Origin of the sequence: Pseudomonas vranovensis DSM 16006 (genome assembly GCF_000425805.1) — a bacterium.
GTDB lineage: Bacteria > Pseudomonadota > Gammaproteobacteria > Pseudomonadales > Pseudomonadaceae > Aquipseudomonas > Aquipseudomonas vranovensis.
Map to the genome: position 1 here is coordinate 53,832 of NZ_KE384456.1, position 16,695 is coordinate 70,526.

Annotated in this window: 16 protein-coding genes and 1 riboswitch; of the genes, 6 read left to right on the forward strand and 10 right to left on the reverse strand. The window is 61.5% G+C overall.

Features of this window, described 5'->3' with window-relative positions:
- Nucleotides 1-143 precede the first annotated feature (143 nt).
- The gene (locus H621_RS0122795) at nucleotides 144-695 is read left to right on the forward strand and encodes a cytochrome b (protein WP_028945590.1); all 552 of its coding nucleotides are present in this window, start codon (nucleotides 144-146) and stop codon (nucleotides 693-695) included.
- A gap of 33 nt (nucleotides 696-728) precedes the next feature.
- Nucleotides 729-1,304, forward strand: a complete 576-nt coding sequence (locus H621_RS0122800; protein WP_028945591.1) for a YceI family protein — start codon at nucleotides 729-731, stop codon at nucleotides 1,302-1,304.
- A gap of 67 nt (nucleotides 1,305-1,371) precedes the next feature.
- Here the strand turns inward: H621_RS0122800 and rhlE2 are convergent, their stop codons facing one another.
- From rhlE2 to ahcY, 5 genes are all read right to left on the reverse strand, one after another.
- The gene (rhlE2, locus tag H621_RS0122805; RefSeq protein WP_028945592.1) at nucleotides 1,372-3,264 is read right to left on the reverse strand and encodes an RNA helicase RhlE2; all 1,893 of its coding nucleotides are present in this window, start codon (nucleotides 3,262-3,264) and stop codon (nucleotides 1,372-1,374) included.
- Between the two features lie 224 nt (nucleotides 3,265-3,488).
- Nucleotides 3,489-4,274 carry a substrate-binding periplasmic protein gene (locus H621_RS0122810; RefSeq protein WP_028945593.1) on the reverse strand — a complete coding sequence of 262 codons (786 nt, stop codon included), beginning with the start codon at nucleotides 4,272-4,274 and terminating at the stop codon, nucleotides 3,489-3,491.
- 65 nt (nucleotides 4,275-4,339) lie between these two features.
- Nucleotides 4,340-5,416 carry a hypothetical protein gene (locus H621_RS0122815; protein WP_028945594.1) on the reverse strand — a complete coding sequence of 359 codons (1,077 nt, stop codon included), beginning with the start codon at nucleotides 5,414-5,416 and terminating at the stop codon, nucleotides 4,340-4,342.
- 104 nt (nucleotides 5,417-5,520) lie between these two features.
- On the reverse strand, nucleotides 5,521-6,366 hold the full coding sequence (gene metF, locus H621_RS0122820) for a methylenetetrahydrofolate reductase [NAD(P)H] (RefSeq protein ID WP_028945595.1): 846 nt from the start codon (nucleotides 6,364-6,366) through the stop codon (nucleotides 5,521-5,523).
- A gap of 94 nt (nucleotides 6,367-6,460) precedes the next feature.
- Complete coding sequence (ahcY, locus tag H621_RS0122825) at nucleotides 6,461-7,870, reverse strand: adenosylhomocysteinase (RefSeq protein WP_028945596.1); 1,410 nt, start codon at nucleotides 7,868-7,870, stop codon at nucleotides 6,461-6,463.
- Between the two features lie 21 nt (nucleotides 7,871-7,891).
- Nucleotides 7,892-7,997, reverse strand: a riboswitch (S-adenosyl-L-homocysteine riboswitch).
- Nucleotides 7,998-8,180: 183 nt separating this feature from the next.
- On the opposite strand from ahcY, the gene H621_RS0122835 reads away from it, so the two are divergent.
- The gene (locus H621_RS0122835) at nucleotides 8,181-8,579 is read left to right on the forward strand and encodes an acyl-CoA thioesterase (RefSeq protein WP_028945598.1); all 399 of its coding nucleotides are present in this window, start codon (nucleotides 8,181-8,183) and stop codon (nucleotides 8,577-8,579) included.
- A 46-nt stretch (nucleotides 8,580-8,625) separates the two neighbouring features.
- Here H621_RS0122835 and H621_RS0122840 read toward each other — a convergent pair whose 3' ends face one another.
- The gene (locus H621_RS0122840; RefSeq protein WP_028945599.1) at nucleotides 8,626-9,861 is read right to left on the reverse strand and encodes a cation:proton antiporter; all 1,236 of its coding nucleotides are present in this window, start codon (nucleotides 9,859-9,861) and stop codon (nucleotides 8,626-8,628) included.
- 222 nt (nucleotides 9,862-10,083) lie between these two features.
- On the opposite strand from H621_RS0122840, the gene H621_RS0122845 reads away from it, so the two are divergent.
- Both H621_RS0122845 and H621_RS0122850 read left to right on the forward strand, forming a co-directional pair.
- Nucleotides 10,084-10,917, forward strand: coding sequence for an EamA family transporter (locus tag H621_RS0122845; RefSeq protein ID WP_028945600.1), 834 nt, complete (start codon nucleotides 10,084-10,086; stop codon nucleotides 10,915-10,917).
- 25 nt (nucleotides 10,918-10,942) lie between these two features.
- The gene (locus H621_RS0122850) at nucleotides 10,943-11,329 is read left to right on the forward strand and encodes an MAPEG family protein (protein ID WP_028945601.1); all 387 of its coding nucleotides are present in this window, start codon (nucleotides 10,943-10,945) and stop codon (nucleotides 11,327-11,329) included.
- 57 nt (nucleotides 11,330-11,386) lie between these two features.
- Here H621_RS0122850 and mltA read toward each other — a convergent pair whose 3' ends face one another.
- Entirely contained in the window at nucleotides 11,387-12,538 is a 1,152-nt protein-coding gene (gene mltA / locus H621_RS0122855) for a murein transglycosylase A (RefSeq protein ID WP_028945602.1), read from the reverse strand.
- 127 nt (nucleotides 12,539-12,665) lie between these two features.
- Here mltA and H621_RS0122860 point away from each other — a divergent pair, with 127 nt between their 5' ends.
- Entirely contained in the window at nucleotides 12,666-13,115 is a 450-nt protein-coding gene (locus tag H621_RS0122860) for a c-type cytochrome (RefSeq protein WP_028945603.1), read from the forward strand.
- 67 nt (nucleotides 13,116-13,182) lie between these two features.
- On the opposite strand, the gene H621_RS0122865 is transcribed toward H621_RS0122860, so the two are convergent.
- The 3 genes from H621_RS0122865 to metK all read right to left on the reverse strand — a co-directional run bounded on the left by H621_RS0122865 (nucleotide 13,183) and on the right by metK (nucleotide 16,680).
- Entirely contained in the window at nucleotides 13,183-13,578 is a 396-nt protein-coding gene (locus H621_RS0122865; RefSeq protein ID WP_028945604.1) for a DUF1090 domain-containing protein, read from the reverse strand.
- A gap of 58 nt (nucleotides 13,579-13,636) precedes the next feature.
- The gene (gene ligB / locus H621_RS0122870; RefSeq protein WP_028945605.1) at nucleotides 13,637-15,316 is read right to left on the reverse strand and encodes an NAD-dependent DNA ligase LigB; all 1,680 of its coding nucleotides are present in this window, start codon (nucleotides 15,314-15,316) and stop codon (nucleotides 13,637-13,639) included.
- 173 nt (nucleotides 15,317-15,489) lie between these two features.
- Nucleotides 15,490-16,680 (reverse strand): methionine adenosyltransferase, encoded by a 1,191-nt coding sequence (gene metK / locus H621_RS0122875; RefSeq protein WP_028945606.1) that lies wholly within the window; start codon nucleotides 16,678-16,680, stop codon nucleotides 15,490-15,492.
- Between the last annotated feature and the right edge of the window lie 15 nt (nucleotides 16,681-16,695).

Below are 16,695 nucleotides of genomic sequence, written 5' to 3' on the forward strand. Positions count from 1 at the left end.
CCTTCCCCCACAGTTAATGTTTCCTTAATTGCGTTGTTACAGAGTACTCATCGTTTTTCTCGATATTTCAAAGCAAAATTTTCCGCTTTAATTCGATATTTAACGCGTTAGTCTGTGCACAGTTCTTACAGGGAAACACGGCAATGCAACTGCGAAATTCGCCTTCTCGTTACGGCTTTGTCAGCATCTTCATGCACTGGGGTGTTGCACTGGCAGTCTTTGGACTGTTCGGACTGGGCCTGTGGATGATGGGGCTGGACTACTACAGCCCATGGCGCAAAGACGCCCCCGACCTGCACAAGAGCATTGGTCTTGTGCTGCTGGCAGTGATGCTGCTTCGCGTGCTGTGGCGTTTCGTCAGCCCGCCGCCGCCAGCCTTGCCCAATCACGGCAAATTGACCCGTTTCGCCTCCAAGGCCGGGCATGGTCTGCTGTACCTCGGTTTGTTCGCCGTGATGATCGCCGGCTACATGATCTCGACTGCCGATGGCGTGGGTATCCTGGTCTTCGGCCTGTTCGAAGTGCCTGCAGTGGTCAGTAACTTGCCTGACCAGGCTGATGTTGCTGGCGAGATTCACTTTTACCTGGCCTGGGGCCTGGTGATTTTTGCCGGCCTGCATGGCCTGGCAGCCCTGAAACATCACTTTATCGACCGTGACGCGACCCTCAAGCGCATGCTGGGCCGCAAAGCTTGATGTTCAACCTCAACTCCAAAAGGATATAGACGCATGTTGAAAAAGACTTTTGCCGCTCTGGCGCTCGGTACCGCACTGCTCTCGGCTGGCCAGGCCATGGCGGCAGACTACAAGATCGACAAGGAAGGCCAGCATGCCTTCGTTGACTGGAAAATCAGCCACCTGGGCTACAGCTTCATCCACGGTACCTTCCGCGACTTCGACGGTACCTTCAGCTGGGATTCGGCCAAGCCTGCCGACAGCAAGATCGCTGTCGACCTGAAAACCGCCAGCCTGTGGTCCAACCACGCCGAGCGTGACAAGCACATCGCCAGTGCTGACTTCCTCGACGTGAAGAAGTACCCAGAAGCCAAGTTCGTTTCCACCAGCGTCAAGCCGACCGGCGACAAGACTGCTGACGTGACCGGCGACCTGACCATGCATGGCGTGACCAAGCCTGTGACCTTCAAGGCTGTGTTCAACGGCGAAGGCAAGGATCCATGGGGCGGTGAGCGCGCAGGCTTCAACGCCAAGACCACGCTCAATCTGAACGATTTCGGCATCAAGGGCCCGGGCGCGACTTCGCAGACTTTGGACCTGGATATCTCGATCGAAGGCGTTAAGAAGTAATACCGCTCTACGCAGAAACAAGAACGCCGCCCCTAGGGGCGGCGTTCTTGTTTCTGCTTTTGCTGGATCAGCGATTGCGTGTCAGCAAAGCAGGTTTCTCGCCACGTGGGCGGCTTGGCAATTGCTCAAGCTGCTCGGCAGTCGGGAAACGGTCGACCTTCGACTCTTTGTGCATGATCTTCGGTTGCGGCTGGCCTTCACGCGGATTGCGTACGGCCGGCTCGCCCGAGGAGCTGTCACTGGTCGGACGACGATTGCGACCGCCGCCACCGTCACGGCGCTGCTGGCCGCCGGTGCCGTTACGTGCGCCACCGCGCTTTTCGCCGTTGGCCGAGCCGCCCGTACCGGCGCCGCTGCGTGGGCCACTGTTGCGGCCGGTGCCGCCACCGTTGCTGCGTGGTTGACCTGTGCCGGCACCGGCCTGGGCAGGTGCCCCCGGACGACGGTTGCGACCCTGGCCGCCCTTGTTCTGGTAAGGGCTGACGTAGTCGGCGCGATTTCCGAAATTGTCCACTTCGTCATCCAGGAACTCTTCTGGATCACGGTTGGCCGGTACTGACGGTACACCCGGTTGTGCGGACTGGGACTGGCGTGGCTTCTTGTCGCGCGGTTTGCGGTCCTGGCGGCCACCGGCAGATTTCTCCGCGGTTTTTTCCTTGTCCTTCTCGCGGCCTTTTTCCTTGCCTTGATCCTTGCCCTTGTCCTTGCGACCACCGTTGTTGGCATTGCTGCCATCGGCGCGCTGGCCACGGCCGCCGCGCGGATTGTTCTGCGGACGCTCGCGCACTTCAGGTTTTTCGGCTTCAACCTTGGAGGCATCGAAGCCCATCAGGTCACCGTCCTGGATCTTCTGGCGGGTGACGCGCTCGATGCTCTTGAGCAGCTTTTCTTCGTCCGGGGCGACCAGCGAGATCGCCTCGCCGGAGCGACCGGCACGGCCAGTACGGCCGATGCGGTGGACGTAGTCTTCTTCGACGTTGGGCAGTTCGAAGTTGACCACATGCGGCAGCTGGTCGATGTCCAGGCCACGGGCTGCGATGTCAGTGGCGACCATGATGCGCACGGTGCCGGCCTTGAAGTCGGCCAAGGCCTTGGTGCGTGCGTTCTGGCTCTTGTTGCCGTGGATGGCAGCGGCGGTCAGGCCGTGTTTTTCCAGGTACTCGGCCAGGCGGTTGGCGCCGTGCTTGGTGCGGGTGAACACCAGCACCTGTTCCCAGGCACCCATGGTGATCAAGTGGGCCAGCAAGGCGCGCTTGTGGCTGGCCGGCAGGCGGTACACACGCTGTTCGATGCGCTCGACCGTAGTGTTCGGTGGCGTGACTTCGATGCGCTCAGGGTTATGCAGCAGCTTGTCGGCAAGGTCAGTGATGTCTTTGGAGAAGGTCGCCGAGAACAGCAGGTTCTGGCGCTTGGCCGGCAACCGTGCGAGGACTTTCTTCACATCGTGGATAAAGCCCATGTCGAGCATGCGGTCGGCTTCGTCCAGGACCAGGATTTCGACGTGGGACAAGTCGACGCTACCCTGGCCGGCGAGGTCCAGCAGGCGGCCTGGGCAGGCGACCAGTACGTCGACACCGCGGGACATGGCCTGAACCTGTGGGTTCATGCCGACGCCGCCGAAGATGCAGGCACTGACGAAGTTCAGGTCGCGGGCATAGACTTTGAAGCTGTCATGTACCTGGGCGGCCAGTTCACGCGTGGGCGTCAGTACCAGAACACGTGGCTGGCGCGGGCCATGACGCTGGGATTTGTCTGGGTGACCACCTGGGAACAGGCGTTCGAGAATCGGCAAGGCGAAACCACCGGTTTTACCAGTACCTGTCTGGGCGGCGACCATCAGGTCGCGACCTTGCAACACGGCGGGAATGGCCCGCTGTTGCACCGGAGTGGGCTGGGTATAGCCCGCTGCCTCGATGGCGCGGACTAGAGCCTCGGAGAGACCGAGGGAAGCAAAGGACATGAGTAATCCTGTTCTTAGTGGGGGCTAAGCCCGATGGGATAATCTTGCCTGGCGCGACGGGCATCGGGTGATGCTATCGCGTCCGGTCCAGCAGGGTCTTCAATGCGCATCCGGAGTGTGGCGGGCGGGCTCTTGGCCGCGCTGTCCTGCCGGTCGGGATGCCTTTTGCAAGACCGAGCGTCCGGGCGTAAGCCTGGCGGGAAGGCCCGAGTATAACAGAGCAATCAGGGCGTGCTGTGTTCCTGCTGCTCAACGGCCGTCCGAAAGCCGTCTCCGGCACCGGCATAACGGGCATTCAGGGCAGCATAGGCGGGTTCACGCTTGAAGCGGCGCAACTCGGCGGCGAAGCGCTGAACCAGTAGATCCATGCCGACATTGCGGCGCACGGCCAGGTACTGGCTCTGACGGCTGACCACCAGTGGCAGCTCGCTGATCTCCTGCTTCAGCCCCATATTGTTGATCATATAGCGCCCGACACGCCGGTCGGTGATCAGCAGATCGATGCGGCCACGCTGCAGTTTGCCGAAGTTGGCTTCATGGGTGGGGGCAGGTTCGCGGGTGAACAGCGGCGATTCGCTGAATGCCGAGGCGTAGGTGTAGCCGGGAGAGGTGCCCACCGTCAGACCGCGCAGGTCTTCAAGACTTTTGATCGCGTGGGGACGGGCGTTGGCGTAGAACAGTACGAATTCGACGTCCGACAGCGGTTCACTGGGGTAATACAGCTGACTGTCGCGCTGTTCAGTCTGGAATATATCCAGAACACCATCAGCCAGGCCTTGCTCGACCATGGCCAGACAGCGCTTCCAGGGCAGGAACTGCCACTCCACTTCCACGCCAAGGCGCTTGAAGACCTCGGCGGTGACCTCGTAGTCGATGCCTTTGGCCTGACCATTCTCCAGGTACACATAGGGTGCCCAGGGTTCGGTGACGATACGCAGTTTCTCGCCATGGGCCAGGGCACTCAGGCAAGTGAGGAGCAATGCAGTCAGGAGGCGGGCGAAATCGGGCATGGCTGGAGATTACGACGTGTACACGGCTATGGCTAGTAGACGTGAGCAATGCTCCAGCCCAGGCGTCAGTGATGTGATCGCCTTAACAGGGATTCGCGGACCGTGCCGTGCTTTTGACCCAGGCTCAGGCGCATGCCGGGGTGTTCCAGCCACTGCCGAAGTTTTTTCTGGCACAGGGGGTGGCGGGCACTGGCGTTTTCCAGGGCTTTGTCCCACCAGGCGGGTGCGCAGGCACGGTCGAATTCATTGGGGTAGTCGTAGCAGCCGTACATCAGCTCACGCAGGAACTGGCGCTGCTCGGCGGGCAAGGTCAGGCTCAGCGCCTTGTAGCCCAGGCGTTGCAGGGCAGGGGGCTTGGGTAGTTGAGCGTTGACCCGTGCCACGTCCTCAAGGGCCTGGCAACTTAGCGGGGCATGCTGGTGCTTGGCCAGCCAGGCCTGGACCTTGGCCCGGAACAATTGCTTGCGGCTCCAGTAGTGGTGGATCAGGTCGGTACACTGGTTGACGTGCATCCGGCGATAGGCCGCAACCGACAGGCAGAACTCCTCCAGGGTGTAGGCCCCGTTGGCATGGGGGTAGTACGTGTCCATCAGGGCGATGGACTGATCAAGCAGGCTGGCGTCCTCCTGCATCAGGCCGATCACGCCGGAGTTGAGCAACGGCAGGTTGCGGTCGGCCAGCCCGCGTGCTTCAAGCATCGGCGCGAGGCTTTGAAACAACGGGCATTGGGGGTCGTCGCCGTAATTGGCGCCAATGGCGTTGCACAGCAGGGTGCCTGGCTGAATGCGGCGAAACAGCTCCATGGGCGACTGATGAAAGAAAGTGTCGGTGTCGATCAGCACGGCTTTGGGGTAGCTGGCCAGCACCTGGCGCAGGACCACATGCTTGCTTCGAAAGTGATAGCCGTAGGGTTGGTTCCAGGCTTCGCGGGTTGTGTCATCCAGGGTGTGGACGGTTACCGGCAGGTGCTGGTAAGGCTCGGGGCGGTCACTGTAGACCTGGATGTCCAGGGCTTCATCAGGCGTTTTTCGCAAGTTGGCCAGGGCGCTGACGATGCTGAACTGTGCTTCTTGATGATAGGTGTGCGGCCCGAAGACCAGGTAGACGAGTTGCGGGCGGGCTGAGGCGTGGCCGTGGGTCATGAATGCGCGTAAATCCGTAGGGCAAGAATGCGGAAAAGGCCTTAGCGTAAGCCAAGACCTTTTCAGCAATCTGCAGCAATTGTTACCAACGGTTTACGGAGCGATCAGCGGGGCAACTTGAGGTTGTTCCAGATCGCCAGGCTAGGCTCGGCCTGGTTCAGCGTATAGAAGTGAAGGCCCGGTGCGCCGCCTTGCAGCAGTTGTTCGCACATGCGGGTGATCACCTCTTCACCGAAGGCCTGGATGCTCTTGACGTCATCGCCGTAGGCTTCCAGTTGCTTGCGGATCCAGCGTGGAATTTCGGCGCCGCAGGCGTCGGAAAAACGTGCCAGCTTGCTGTAGTTGGTGATTGGCATGATCCCTGGTACCACAGGAATATTCACGCCCAGTTGCTGCACGCGTTCGACGAAGTAGAAGTAGCTGTCGGCGTTGAAGAAGTACTGGGTGATGGCACTGTTGGCGCCGGCATTGGCCTTGCGCACGAAGTTGTTCAGGTCATCTTCGAAGTTGCGCGCCTGGGGGTGCATCTCGGGGTAGGCAGCGACTTCGATATGGAAGTGGTCACCACTTTCCTGGCGGATGAACTCGACCAGCTCGTTGGCGTACCGCAGTTCGCCACTGGCCATGCCCATGCCCGAAGGCAGGTCGCCGCGCAGGGCGACGATGCGCTGGATGCCGGCAGCCTTGTACTGGGTCAGTAGGCCGCGCAGGTCGTCCTTGCTGTCACCGACACACGACAGGTGTGGTGCGGCCGGTACTTTCACTTCGCTTTCCAGCTGCAGCACGGTGTTGAGGGTGCGGTCGCGGGTCGAGCCACCGGCACCGTAGGTGCAGGAGAAGAAATCGGGGTTGTAGCTGGCCAACTGGCGGGCAGTGGCGAGCAGCTTTTCATGGCCAGCATCGGTCTTGGTCGGGAAGAACTCGAAGCTGTAACGACGCTCTTGGGACATGGTGGAATCCTGGTAAACCGATCAAGCAGGCCAGCGTCAGCTGGCATACAGAAAAAAGCCGGTGACGCTTTGCAGCGACACCGGCCTTGGCCCATCAGTAGCGGTAGGCGTGTGGCTTGAACGGCCCTTCAACAGTGACGCCGATGTACTCGGCCTGTTGAGGGGTCAGTTGGGTCACTACGCCGCCGAAGCCGCGGACCATTTCCAGGGCCACTTCTTCGTCGAGTTTCTTCGGCAGTACTTCAACGGTCAGGCGCTCGGCTTTCTGAGCGGCTGGCAGGTCGGCGTACTTCTGGCCGAACAGGAAGATCTGTGCCAGCACCTGGTTGGCGAACGAGCCATCCATGATGCGGCTTGGGTGGCCAGTGGCATTGCCCAGGTTCACCAGGCGACCTTCGGCCAGCAGGATCAGGTAGTCGTCGTTCTGTGGGTCGAAGCTGCCAGCGCCGGTACGGTGGATCTTGTGTACCTGTGGCTTGACCTCTTCCCAGGCCCAGTTCTTGCGCATGAAAGCGGTGTCGATTTCATTGTCGAAGTGGCCGATGTTGCACACGACGGCGCGCTTTTTCAGGGCCTTGAGCATGTTGGCGTCGCAGACGTTGACGTTACCGGTGGTGGTGACGATCAGGTCGATCTTGCCCAGCAAGGCCTTGTCGATGCTCGCTTCGGTGCCGGTGTTGATACCGTCGATGAACGGCGAAACCAGCTCGAAACCGTCCATGCAGGCCTGCATGGCGCAGATCGGATCGACTTCGGTCACCTTGACGATCATGCCTTCCTGGCGCAGCGACTGGGCCGAGCCCTTGCCGACGTCGCCGTAGCCGATGACCAGGGCTTGCTTGCCCGACAGCAGGTGATCGGTACCGCGCTTGATCGCATCGTTCAGGCTATGACGGCAGCCGTACTTGTTGTCGTTCTTGCTCTTGGTGACCGAGTCGTTGACGTTGATGGCCGGGATTTTCAGCTCGCCCTTGGCCAGCATGTCCAGCAGGCGGTGAACGCCGGTGGTGGTTTCTTCGGTAACGCCGTGGACGCGGTCGAGAACGGCCGGGTACTTCTTGTGCAGCAGCTCGGTGAGGTCGCCGCCGTCGTCCAGGATCATGTTGGCATCCCATGGCTGGCCATCCTTGAGGATGGTCTGCTCAAGGCACCACTCGTACTCTTCTTCGGTCTCGCCTTTCCAGGCGAATACCGGAATGCCGGCAGCGGCGATGGAGGCAGCGGCCTGGTCCTGAGTGGAGAAAATGTTGCAGGACGACCAGCGCACTTCGGCACCCAGGGCAACCAGGGTTTCGATCAGCACGGCGGTCTGAATGGTCATGTGGATGCAGCCGAGGATCTTGGCACCCTTGAGCGGTTGCTCTTGCAGGTACTTGCGGCGCAGGCCCATCAGTGCCGGCATTTCCGATTCAGCGATGATGGTTTCGCGACGGCCCCAGGCAGCCAGGGAGATGTCGGCGACTTTGAAATCGGTAAAACCTGCAGGCGTGATTACAGCGCTCATTGAGAGCCTCCATTCGTAGTGTGCGAATGGGCGCCGTTGTGCGTTTAGTGTCGCCAGGCAAGGCCTGGCCAGACAACGCCCCATCCGAGCCTGACAGGTTGAACCTGCTGCAGCGCCCCTCGGACAGGTGGCGGGAACGGTATCAAGTGCAGATGACCGTTTTTCAAGCGAGGGCGATTATAGCCGTGCCAACGCAACTGCCCAAGGTTTTCTGTCGATTAATCGAGACCATAGTCGATGTTAAATGGAGGCATGTGGCCGGCTCTGCCATCATTACCTCCAACGATTGGCAAGACGGTCAGGAGTAGATATGAATTTTCACACCCGCAAGTGGGTCAAGCCCGAAGACCTCAACCCCAACGGTACCCTGTTCGGCGGCAGCCTGCTGCGCTGGATCGACGAAGAGGCGGCGATCTACGCGATCGTGCAGCTGGGCAACCAGCGAGTGGTGACCAAGTACATCTCGGAAATCAACTTCGTCAGCGCCTCGCGCCAGGGCGACATTATCGAGTTGGGCATTACGGCCACCGAGTTCGGCCGCACCTCCATCACCCTCCAGTGCGAAGTGCGCAACAAGATCACCCGCAAGAGCATCCTGACGGTTGATCGCATGGTCTTCGTCAACCTGGGTGAGGATGGTCTGCCGGCGGCCCATGGGCGGACCGAGATCAAGTACATCAAGGACCAGTTCGATACGACGGTGGAATGAGAACAGCATCGCGGGGCAAGTCTGGACTTGCCCCGCGAAAAGCCCCTCAAGGCCGCTCGGTCACCCCACGCACCACCCGGCCGATCGTCAGCCCCTGCAACAGGATCGACGACAGCACCACGATGTAGGTGATGCTCAACAGCAGGTCACGCTCGGTACCGCTGGGCAGCGACAGCGCCAGCGCCACCGAAACCCCGCCTCGCAATCCACCCCAGGTCAGTACTCGCACGGTGCCGCGCGGCACATTGCGCCAGCGGCGCAGCATGACAATGGCCGGGGCCACGGTCAGCAGGCGGGACAGCAGGATCGCCACGGCCAATACACCAGCGGCCGCCAGGTGCATCCAGGAGAACGGCAGCAGCAACAGCTCCAGGCCGATCAAGGCGAACAGCAGGGCGTTGAGCATATCGTCGATCAGTTCCCAGAAACCGTCCAGGTAACGACGGGTCATTTCGTTCATCGCCAGGTTGCGTCCCAGGTTGCCGATGATCAGGCCTGCCACCACCATCGCGATGGGCGCCGACACATGCAGCTCGTAGGCCATGGCCGAACCGCCGATGACCAGGGCCAGGGCCAGCATGACCTCGACCTGGTACTGCTCGATGCCCTTGATCATGCGGTAGGTGATATAGCCGATCAGGCCGCCGAACAGCGCACCGCCAATGGCTTCGCGGACGAACAGGATGGCGGTTTCGCTGACCGTCGGCGTCTCGCCCAGTTGGGCAATGCCCAGCAGCACGGTAAACACCACCACCGCCGTACCGTCATTGAACAGCGACTCGCCAACAATCGTGGTTTTCAACGGTTTGGAGGCGTTTGCGGTACGCAAGGCACCGAGCACCGCAATGGGATCGGTGGGTGAGATCAAGGCGCCGAACAGCAGGCAGTAGAGCAGGCTGATGTGCCAACCGAACAGGGCGAAGATCCAGTGGGCGAGGTAGCCGATGACCACGGTGGCGATCAGTACGCCTACGGTGGCCAGCAGCCCGATCGGCCAACGGTAGCTGCGCAGGTCGGCGAGGTTGACGTGCAGGGCGCCGGCAAACAGCAGGAACGACAGCATCCAGTGCATAAGCAGGTCGTTGAAATCGATCTGGCTCATCAGGCCTTGCACCCGCTCTTCCAGCCCCGGGTAGCCGATGACACTCAAGCCTTGGAGCAGCAGGGAAAACAGCAGGGCAGTGACCATGACGCCAATGGTGGGCGGCAGGCCGATAAAGCGGTAATTCAGGTAGGTGAGGAGGGTGGTCAAGCAAATAAACGCAGCAACGAGCTCAAGCATTCGGGGTCCTGTAGTGGCTTTCAATTCGGCACCCGAGTCCATCGGGCAGTGCTTGGATGGCTTGCCGTTGGCTTGGGGACACAGTTTTTGACTGCATGCGTTGACCGCGATCGCTGGGTTTCGTTTCCCTGGCAAGCAATTGTGCGCGACGCCAGGCGGGGTGAAATGCTTAGATAGCGCCTGGCCATTGATGACCCGACCTGCACTGCCAAGGACCTACGCGTGTTAGCCACTTCACTGGTACTGGTTGCTGCTTTGCTGCATGCAACCTGGAACACCCTGATCAAATTCAGCGGCGAGCGTTTGCTGGTGATCGCCAGCATGGATGTCGTGGCGCTGGTGTTCGCTGTGGCGATGGTCGCCTTCGTGCAGGTTCCACCGGCTGAGGTCTGGCCGTGGCTGTTGGCTTCGGCGTTGTTCGAGCAACTTTATCGATTTCTGTTGATCCAGGCCTATCGGGTCGGTGACCTGGGGCTGGTCTATCCCCTGATGCGTGGCCTGTCGCCGCTGGTGGTGCTGGGGCTGACGTTGACCTTTGCCGGCGAGACGCTGAGCAACCAGCAGATCCTCGGCATCCTGCTGATCCCCTGTGGTATGGCCTGCCTGCTCTGGCAGGGCGGTGGAGGTGATCGCCTGCCTTGGTCGATGCTGCCGGTCGTGGCCCTGATCGGGCTGTGCATCGGGTGCTACACCTGGTTCGACGGCCAGGCGATTCGCCTCTGGTCGCAGCCGCTGGACTATCTTGTGTGGTTGACGCTGCTCAGTGCCTGGCCCTTCCCGTTGCTGGCCGGTGTCGCCCGGCGTGCGCCCTTTGTACTGTTTTGGCGGTTGCAGTGGCGGCTGGGGCTGGCAGTGGGAATCTGCGTGCTGCTCAGCTATGCGTTGGTGCTCTGGGCCATGCAGTTGGGTTCGGTAGCCGAGGCGGCGGCGTTGCGCGAGGTCAGTGTGATTCTGGTGGTGCTGTTCGGAATGCGCTACCTCAAAGAACCTTTTGGCGGTCCCAGGCTCTTAGCCTGTGCCCTGGTGCTGATCGGCATGCTGATCATGAAACTCTGATGTTCCAACCGACAAGGACTTAGCCATGACCGTTGCTTTCTGGTGTGTATTGATTGCGTTGTTTCTGCCGATCCTGTGTACCAGCATCGCCAAGCTCAGCAGCGGGCGCTTCAACCTGCGCCACAACCACGACCCGCGGGCTTTCCAGGAGACGCTCGAAGGTTTGCCGCGTCGGGCCCATGCGGCACAGTTGAACAGCTTCGAAGCGTTCCCGGCCTTTGCCGCTGCGGTGATCATCGCCGACATCGTCGGCAATGCCGAGCAAGTGACCCAGGACGTGCTGGCGGTGGTGTACATCACCAGCCGCCTGCTCTACATCATCTGCTACCTGGCTGACTGGGCAGCGTTGCGTTCGCTGGTGTGGTTTGCCGGGGTGGCGTTGATCGTGTCGTTCTTTGTCGTGTCAGTGTGAATGCAATCGCGGGGCAGGTCCGCTCAGTGGCAGCGGGCCTGCCCCGCAATTGGCGCGTCACAACGTCTTTGGCACCTCAGGCAGTGCAGCCCCTTTTGGCCAGAGCAGCCAGATCTGCCCCTGCTGCTTCATGTTGCCTGCCAGCTCACCCGCTTCGGCGCCGGTACCCCAGAACAGGTCTGCCCGCACTTCGCCAGTGATTGCGCCGCCGGTGTCCTGGGCTGCGACCGGGCGAACCACCGGGGCGCCATCGGGGCGAGTGGTGGAGAGCCACAGCAGGCTGCCCAGGGGAATTACCTTGCGGTCGATGGCCACGCTGTAGCCCGCGGTCAATGGCACGTTGAGCGAACCGCGCGGGCCTTCATTGCTGTCCGGACGAGTACTGAAGAACACGTAGCTGGGGTTGCTCGCCAGCAGTTCCGGGACACGCGTCGGGTTGGCCTGGGCCCAGCCATGAATGGCGCCCATGCTCACTTCTTCTTTTTTCAACTGCCCCTGTTCGACCAGCCAGCGCCCGATCGGGCGATAGGGGTGGCCATTCTGGTCGGCATAGCCAACGCGCAACTGGCGACCGCTTTCCAGTTGAATCCGCCCGGAGCCCTGGATCTGCAGGAACTGCAGGTCCATGGGGTTGGTCAGCCAGGCCAGTACCGGTGCTGGCACGCCTTGCTGGTTGATTATCTCGGCGGTGTCGTAGGGCTTGAGGGTGCGTCCCTCGATGCGGCCACGCAGGCGCTTGCCCTTGAGCTCGGGATAGACACTGTCCAGGGCGACCACGATCATGTCGTCGGGGACGCCGTAGACCGGCACATGGGCTGTGTCGGTCTGGGTCAGGCTGCCGGGGTACACCGGTTCGTAGTAGCCGGTGATCAGGCCGTTGGCACTGTTTTCACCCGAACGCATGCTGTAGACATCCAGCTGGCTTTGAAGAAAGGTGCGTACCTGGCCACTGTCGGCGGGCACGGCGGCCGCGGCTGCACAGGTGCTGGCCCAGATGGCATCGCGCTTGAGGCGTTCGCAGGCGCTGCGCCAGGCTTCGAAGCCGGCCAGCAGGTCAGGGTCGCTGACTTGGGGCAGGTCTTTCCAGGTCTGGCTCACATAGGTGGCAACGGCATGGGGCTTGGGCTTTTCCGGGCCGCCGCCGTTGCAGCCGGCGAGCAGCGCCAGTGCCGAAAGCGTCAAAGCCAGAGGGCGCAGGTGAGATTTCATGTACAGCGTTCCTTGGCGGATTACCTGGGGTTCAGCGCCCCTGGCAACCCCTAGAGTTAATAAGGGTATTGGTCTTTGCTGGCGAGGCGAGGATACTGGCCGCTTTTTTCCGTGAGCCGAAATTACCATGATGCTCAAGCGACTCTCTGTTGTGCTGCTGGCCTGTCTCACTCTGACCGCCTGTGGCGGCGTTGATCCCAACTCGCCGCTGGGTCAGCGTAAAACCATCTTCAAGCAAATGCTCAAGACCAGTGAGGACCTGGGCGGCATGCTGCGTGGGCGCCTGGCGTTCGACGGGCAGAAGTTCGCCGATGGCGCGGTCAAGCTCGATGCCTTGAGCCGTGAGCCGTGGAAGCACTTCCCGCAAGTGCGCGAAGAAGACGAGACCAGTGCCCGGCCTGAGGTCTGGCAGCAACAGGCGCGCTTCCAGGACCTGGCTCAGCAGATGGAAGCCAGCACTGCCGAGCTGGTGGCGGTGACACGCGCCCAGCCACTGCAGGCGGCCGAGCTGGCAGCGCCAATGAACAAGGTCGAGGCGGCGTGCAAAGCCTGTCATACCGAGTTTCGCAATCATTGAAAACGCCATCGCGGGGCAAGCCCGCTCCTACCGATAGGAGCGGGCTTGCCCCGCGATGTGGTGTGTCTTACTTCTCGAGTTCATCCAGCGCTTGCTGCAGCTCTTTCTTGGACTCGGCCAGCTTGTCCTTGCGCTTGTTGATTTTCTCGGCGTCACCTTTTTTCATGGCCTTGTCCAGGTCCTTGGTGCGCTGGGTCACTTCATGGCGGGCGTCGAGCACTTTTTGCTCGCGCTCCTTGCGCAGGCCGGCATCGGTGCAGTGTTCGGTCACTTCGCTCAAGGCTTTTTCCAGGCCGGCCTGCTGGTCTTTGTTGCCATGGGCGCGAGCCTGTTCGATTTGTTCGCTGATGGCCTGACGCTTGGCTGCGCAACCGGTCAACCCTGGTTGTTCTTCGGCAGCCAGCAGCGGTGAGGCGAGCAGACCACAGGCAGTGAACAGGGCGAGAGGTGATAGCAGTTTCATAGGGGCTCCGTGTGAGGCGGGACAGCAGAATTCATGATGCTGCCCTGATCCGGGAAATTTAGAAACCCTCGATTGCATGTCGGTGCAATTGTTCGGCCATCATTTGTACGTCGGGGGAACGGAAAAACGCCAGCAGTTGGGCGCTACGGCCACGGCCGATACCGGGTTCTTCCAGCCATTGTGCGGCGTCGCGGCGGGCAAGTTCTGCCCAGGGGCCCTTGAGTGCAAGTGCGCTGGGGGCCGGAATTCCAAGGGCCCGTAGCCAGCGATCGAAAGGTTGTTGGCGGGTTTGCTGAAATGTAAAGAGAAGTTGCTGGCGGCTGCGCTCGGCCAGGCCGGACACCTGCTGCAGGTCGTCTTCCGTGATTTCAAGCCAGTCAGTCAGGTTCCGGACCAGGCCACTGTCGACCAGTCGGGCCCAGGTCCCGGGCCCTACGCCTTTCATGGCCAGCCCTTGTTTTCCACTCAGCCAATCCAGGCGAGCCACGAACTGCCCGCGGCAGGAGTCACTGGGCTGCCAGCAACTGAGCGCATGGTGGTTGGCGGGGTCCGGTACTTCGATGGCCGCACGCTGCACTGTGCGGTGTACAACGTCATCGAGGCGCGGAATGGTCAGCCCAGCCAGGCTGACCGCTACCTGGTCACCCGGGCGGATGTCCAGTTGCTGCCATTGCTGGAGGGAGCCGGTGCTCACCTGGCGGATCTGTCGATCATCCAGTTGTACCGGTTTGATCTGCAAAACCGGCGTGATGCGGCCAGTCCGGCCGATGTTGAACTGCACTGCCCTAACCTGGGCCAGGGCCTGGGCAAAGGGATATTTCCAGGCGGCGACCCAGTACGGCTCGCGGGCTTGCCAGCGCTTGCCATCTGGGCGTTGGCCCTGGCGCAGCACAACACCGTCGCTGGCAAACGGAAGTGGGGTGCGGTACCAGTGCTCCCGCCATCGTGCTGCTTCGTCCATACCCTGGATGGGCACGCTGTAGTGCTCGGTGTCGGTGAAACCCAGGACGCTCAACCCGGCAAGCCGCTGTTGCTGGCTCGCGGGTCCTTGGGGCCATGCCCAGACGAACAGGCCGATGGCAGCGCCTTGCTGCTCATCGAGCTGCTTGCGTGCGAGTAGCCCCGCGACATTGCCACGGGCGTTGCGGCTACCGGCGTCGGCCTGAACGTGGGCGTCCAGGCGCCAATAGAGCTCGCCTTGAAGTACCAGGTCCACGGGGCGCGGCAGTTGGCGATTGACGGAGCTGAGCATCGGGATGTGACGGCTCCAGTCGTGCCCGTCCCGTCCATCGCCACGGCTGGTCAAAGACACCAGTTGGCCGGCCTGATACACCAGGGTGACCGCAACACCGTCGACCTTGGGTTGAATCCACAGGTCGTGCTTGCCCTGCATCCACGCCGCGACCGCCTGCTCGTCCGGCAGCTTTGCCAGGCCGGTATGGGCGATGGGATGAGGAACCGGGCCGTTGGCTGCCTGTAGCGGGTTGTCGGTGACGGTCCTGGCCGCCGGGAAGCACGAACGCCAATGTACGAGCTGAGTGCGGCTCTGGTCGTAGAGCTCGTCAGCTACCAGCGATACGCCCTTTCCATGGTAGTGGTCATCCCAGTTGGCGAGGGTGTGCTGCAGGTTCTGAATCTCGGCCTGGGCCTGGGCGGCGGGCCATTGAGGGCACGTCTGGGCGTGTGTGCAGGTGAGCCAGGGCAGCAGCAGTAGTGAGAGCAGCAGTTTGTGGAACATGGCGAGCGTCCTTGCTCTGCGGGGTGAACTCACAGACTAGGATGGCTTTTTGAGGGAGAGGGCAGAGCATTGTTAGGGGGTGTGTAGGGAGACAGCAGGGCAAGCTCGCGGCTGCGCCAGGCACAAAAAAGCCCCGGCCGGTTGCCCGGCAGGGGCTGTTCATGACCTGTTACTTACAAACCGGCAGCGGCGCGCAGGGCGTCGACGCGGTCGGTGCGTTCCCAGGTGAAGGTGGTGAAGGTGTCGTCGCCGACTGTCTTCTGCTGTGGGATGCGACCGAAGTGGCCGTAGGCAGCGGTTTCCTGGTACATCGGGTGCAGCAGGTCGAGCATGGTGGTGATGGCGTATGGACGCAGGTCGAAGCACTCGCGCACCAGCTGGATGATCTTGTCGTCGGCGATCTTGCCGGTGCCGAAGGTGTTCAGCGAGATCGAAGTAGGCTGAGCCACGCCAATGGCGTAGGACACCTGGATCTCGCAACGCTCGGCAAGGCCGGCGGCCACGATGTTCTTGGCCACGTAGCGACCGGCGTAGGCTGCCGAACGGTCGACCTTGGACGGGTCCTTGCCGGAGAACGCGCCACCGCCGTGACGGGCCATGCCGCCATAGCTGTCGACGATGATCTTGCGACCGGTCAGGCCGCAGTCGCCCACCGGGCCACCGATGATGAACTGGCCGGTCGGGTTGATGTGGAACTGGGTGTCCTTGTGCAGCAGTTCGGCAGGCAGGGTGTGCTTGACGATCAGCTCCATGACCGCTTCCTGGAGGTCTTTCTGCGAGACTTCAGGGTTGTGCTGGGTCGACAGGACCACGGCGTCGATGCCGACGACCTTGCCGCCGTCATAGCGGCAGGTAACCTGGGACTTGGCATCCGGGCGCAGCCACGGCAGCAGGCCGGACTTGCGTGCTTCGGCCTGGCGCTCGACCAGGCGGTGCGAGAAGCAGATCGGCGCGGGCATCAACACGTCGGTTTCGTTGCTGGCATAGCCGAACATCAGACCCTGGTCGCCAGCGCCCTGGTCTTCCGGCTTGCTGCGGTCAACGCCCTGGGCAATGTCTACCGACTGCTTGCCGATGATGTTCATTACGGCGCAGGTGGCGCCGTCAAAGCCGACGTCGGAGCTGTTGTAGCCGATGTCGACGATGACTTTACGCACGATCTCTTCCAGGTCTACCCAGGCTGAGGTGGTCACTTCGCCAGCGATGATCGCTACACCTGTTTTTACCAGGGTCTCGCAGGCGACACGGGCGAATTTGTCCTGGGTGATGATGGCGTCCAGCACTGCATCCGAAATCTGGTCGGCGATTTTGTCCGGATGCCCTTCAGATACGGACTCGGAGGTGAAAAGGGAGTATTCGCTCATCTCGACGGGTTCCTA

Bases quoted from the DNA above. Each gene is read 5' to 3' on its own strand.
- H621_RS0122795 (WP_028945590.1), top strand. From the start codon at position 144: ATGCAACTGCGAAATTCGCCTTCTCGTTACGGCTTTGTCAGCATCTTC.
- H621_RS0122800 (WP_028945591.1), top strand. From the start codon at position 729: ATGTTGAAAAAGACTTTTGCCGCTCTGGCGCTCGGTACCGCACTGCTC.
- rhlE2 (WP_028945592.1), bottom strand. From the start codon at position 3,264: ATGTCCTTTGCTTCCCTCGGTCTCTCCGAGGCTCTAGTCCGCGCCATC.
- H621_RS0122810 (WP_028945593.1), bottom strand. From the start codon at position 4,274: ATGCCCGATTTCGCCCGCCTCCTGACTGCATTGCTCCTCACTTGCCTG.
- H621_RS0122815 (WP_028945594.1), bottom strand. From the start codon at position 5,416: ATGACCCACGGCCACGCCTCAGCCCGCCCGCAACTCGTCTACCTGGTC.
- metF (WP_028945595.1), bottom strand. From the start codon at position 6,366: ATGTCCCAAGAGCGTCGTTACAGCTTCGAGTTCTTCCCGACCAAGACC.
- ahcY (WP_028945596.1), bottom strand. From the start codon at position 7,870: ATGAGCGCTGTAATCACGCCTGCAGGTTTTACCGATTTCAAAGTCGCC.
- H621_RS0122835 (WP_028945598.1), top strand. From the start codon at position 8,181: ATGAATTTTCACACCCGCAAGTGGGTCAAGCCCGAAGACCTCAACCCC.
- H621_RS0122840 (WP_028945599.1), bottom strand. From the start codon at position 9,861: ATGCTTGAGCTCGTTGCTGCGTTTATTTGCTTGACCACCCTCCTCACC.
- H621_RS0122850 (WP_028945601.1), top strand. From the start codon at position 10,943: ATGACCGTTGCTTTCTGGTGTGTATTGATTGCGTTGTTTCTGCCGATC.
- mltA (WP_028945602.1), bottom strand. From the start codon at position 12,538: ATGAAATCTCACCTGCGCCCTCTGGCTTTGACGCTTTCGGCACTGGCG.
- H621_RS0122860 (WP_028945603.1), top strand. From the start codon at position 12,666: ATGATGCTCAAGCGACTCTCTGTTGTGCTGCTGGCCTGTCTCACTCTG.
- H621_RS0122865 (WP_028945604.1), bottom strand. From the start codon at position 13,578: ATGAAACTGCTATCACCTCTCGCCCTGTTCACTGCCTGTGGTCTGCTC.
- ligB (WP_028945605.1), bottom strand. From the start codon at position 15,316: ATGTTCCACAAACTGCTGCTCTCACTACTGCTGCTGCCCTGGCTCACC.
- metK (WP_028945606.1), bottom strand. From the start codon at position 16,680: ATGAGCGAATACTCCCTTTTCACCTCCGAGTCCGTATCTGAAGGGCAT.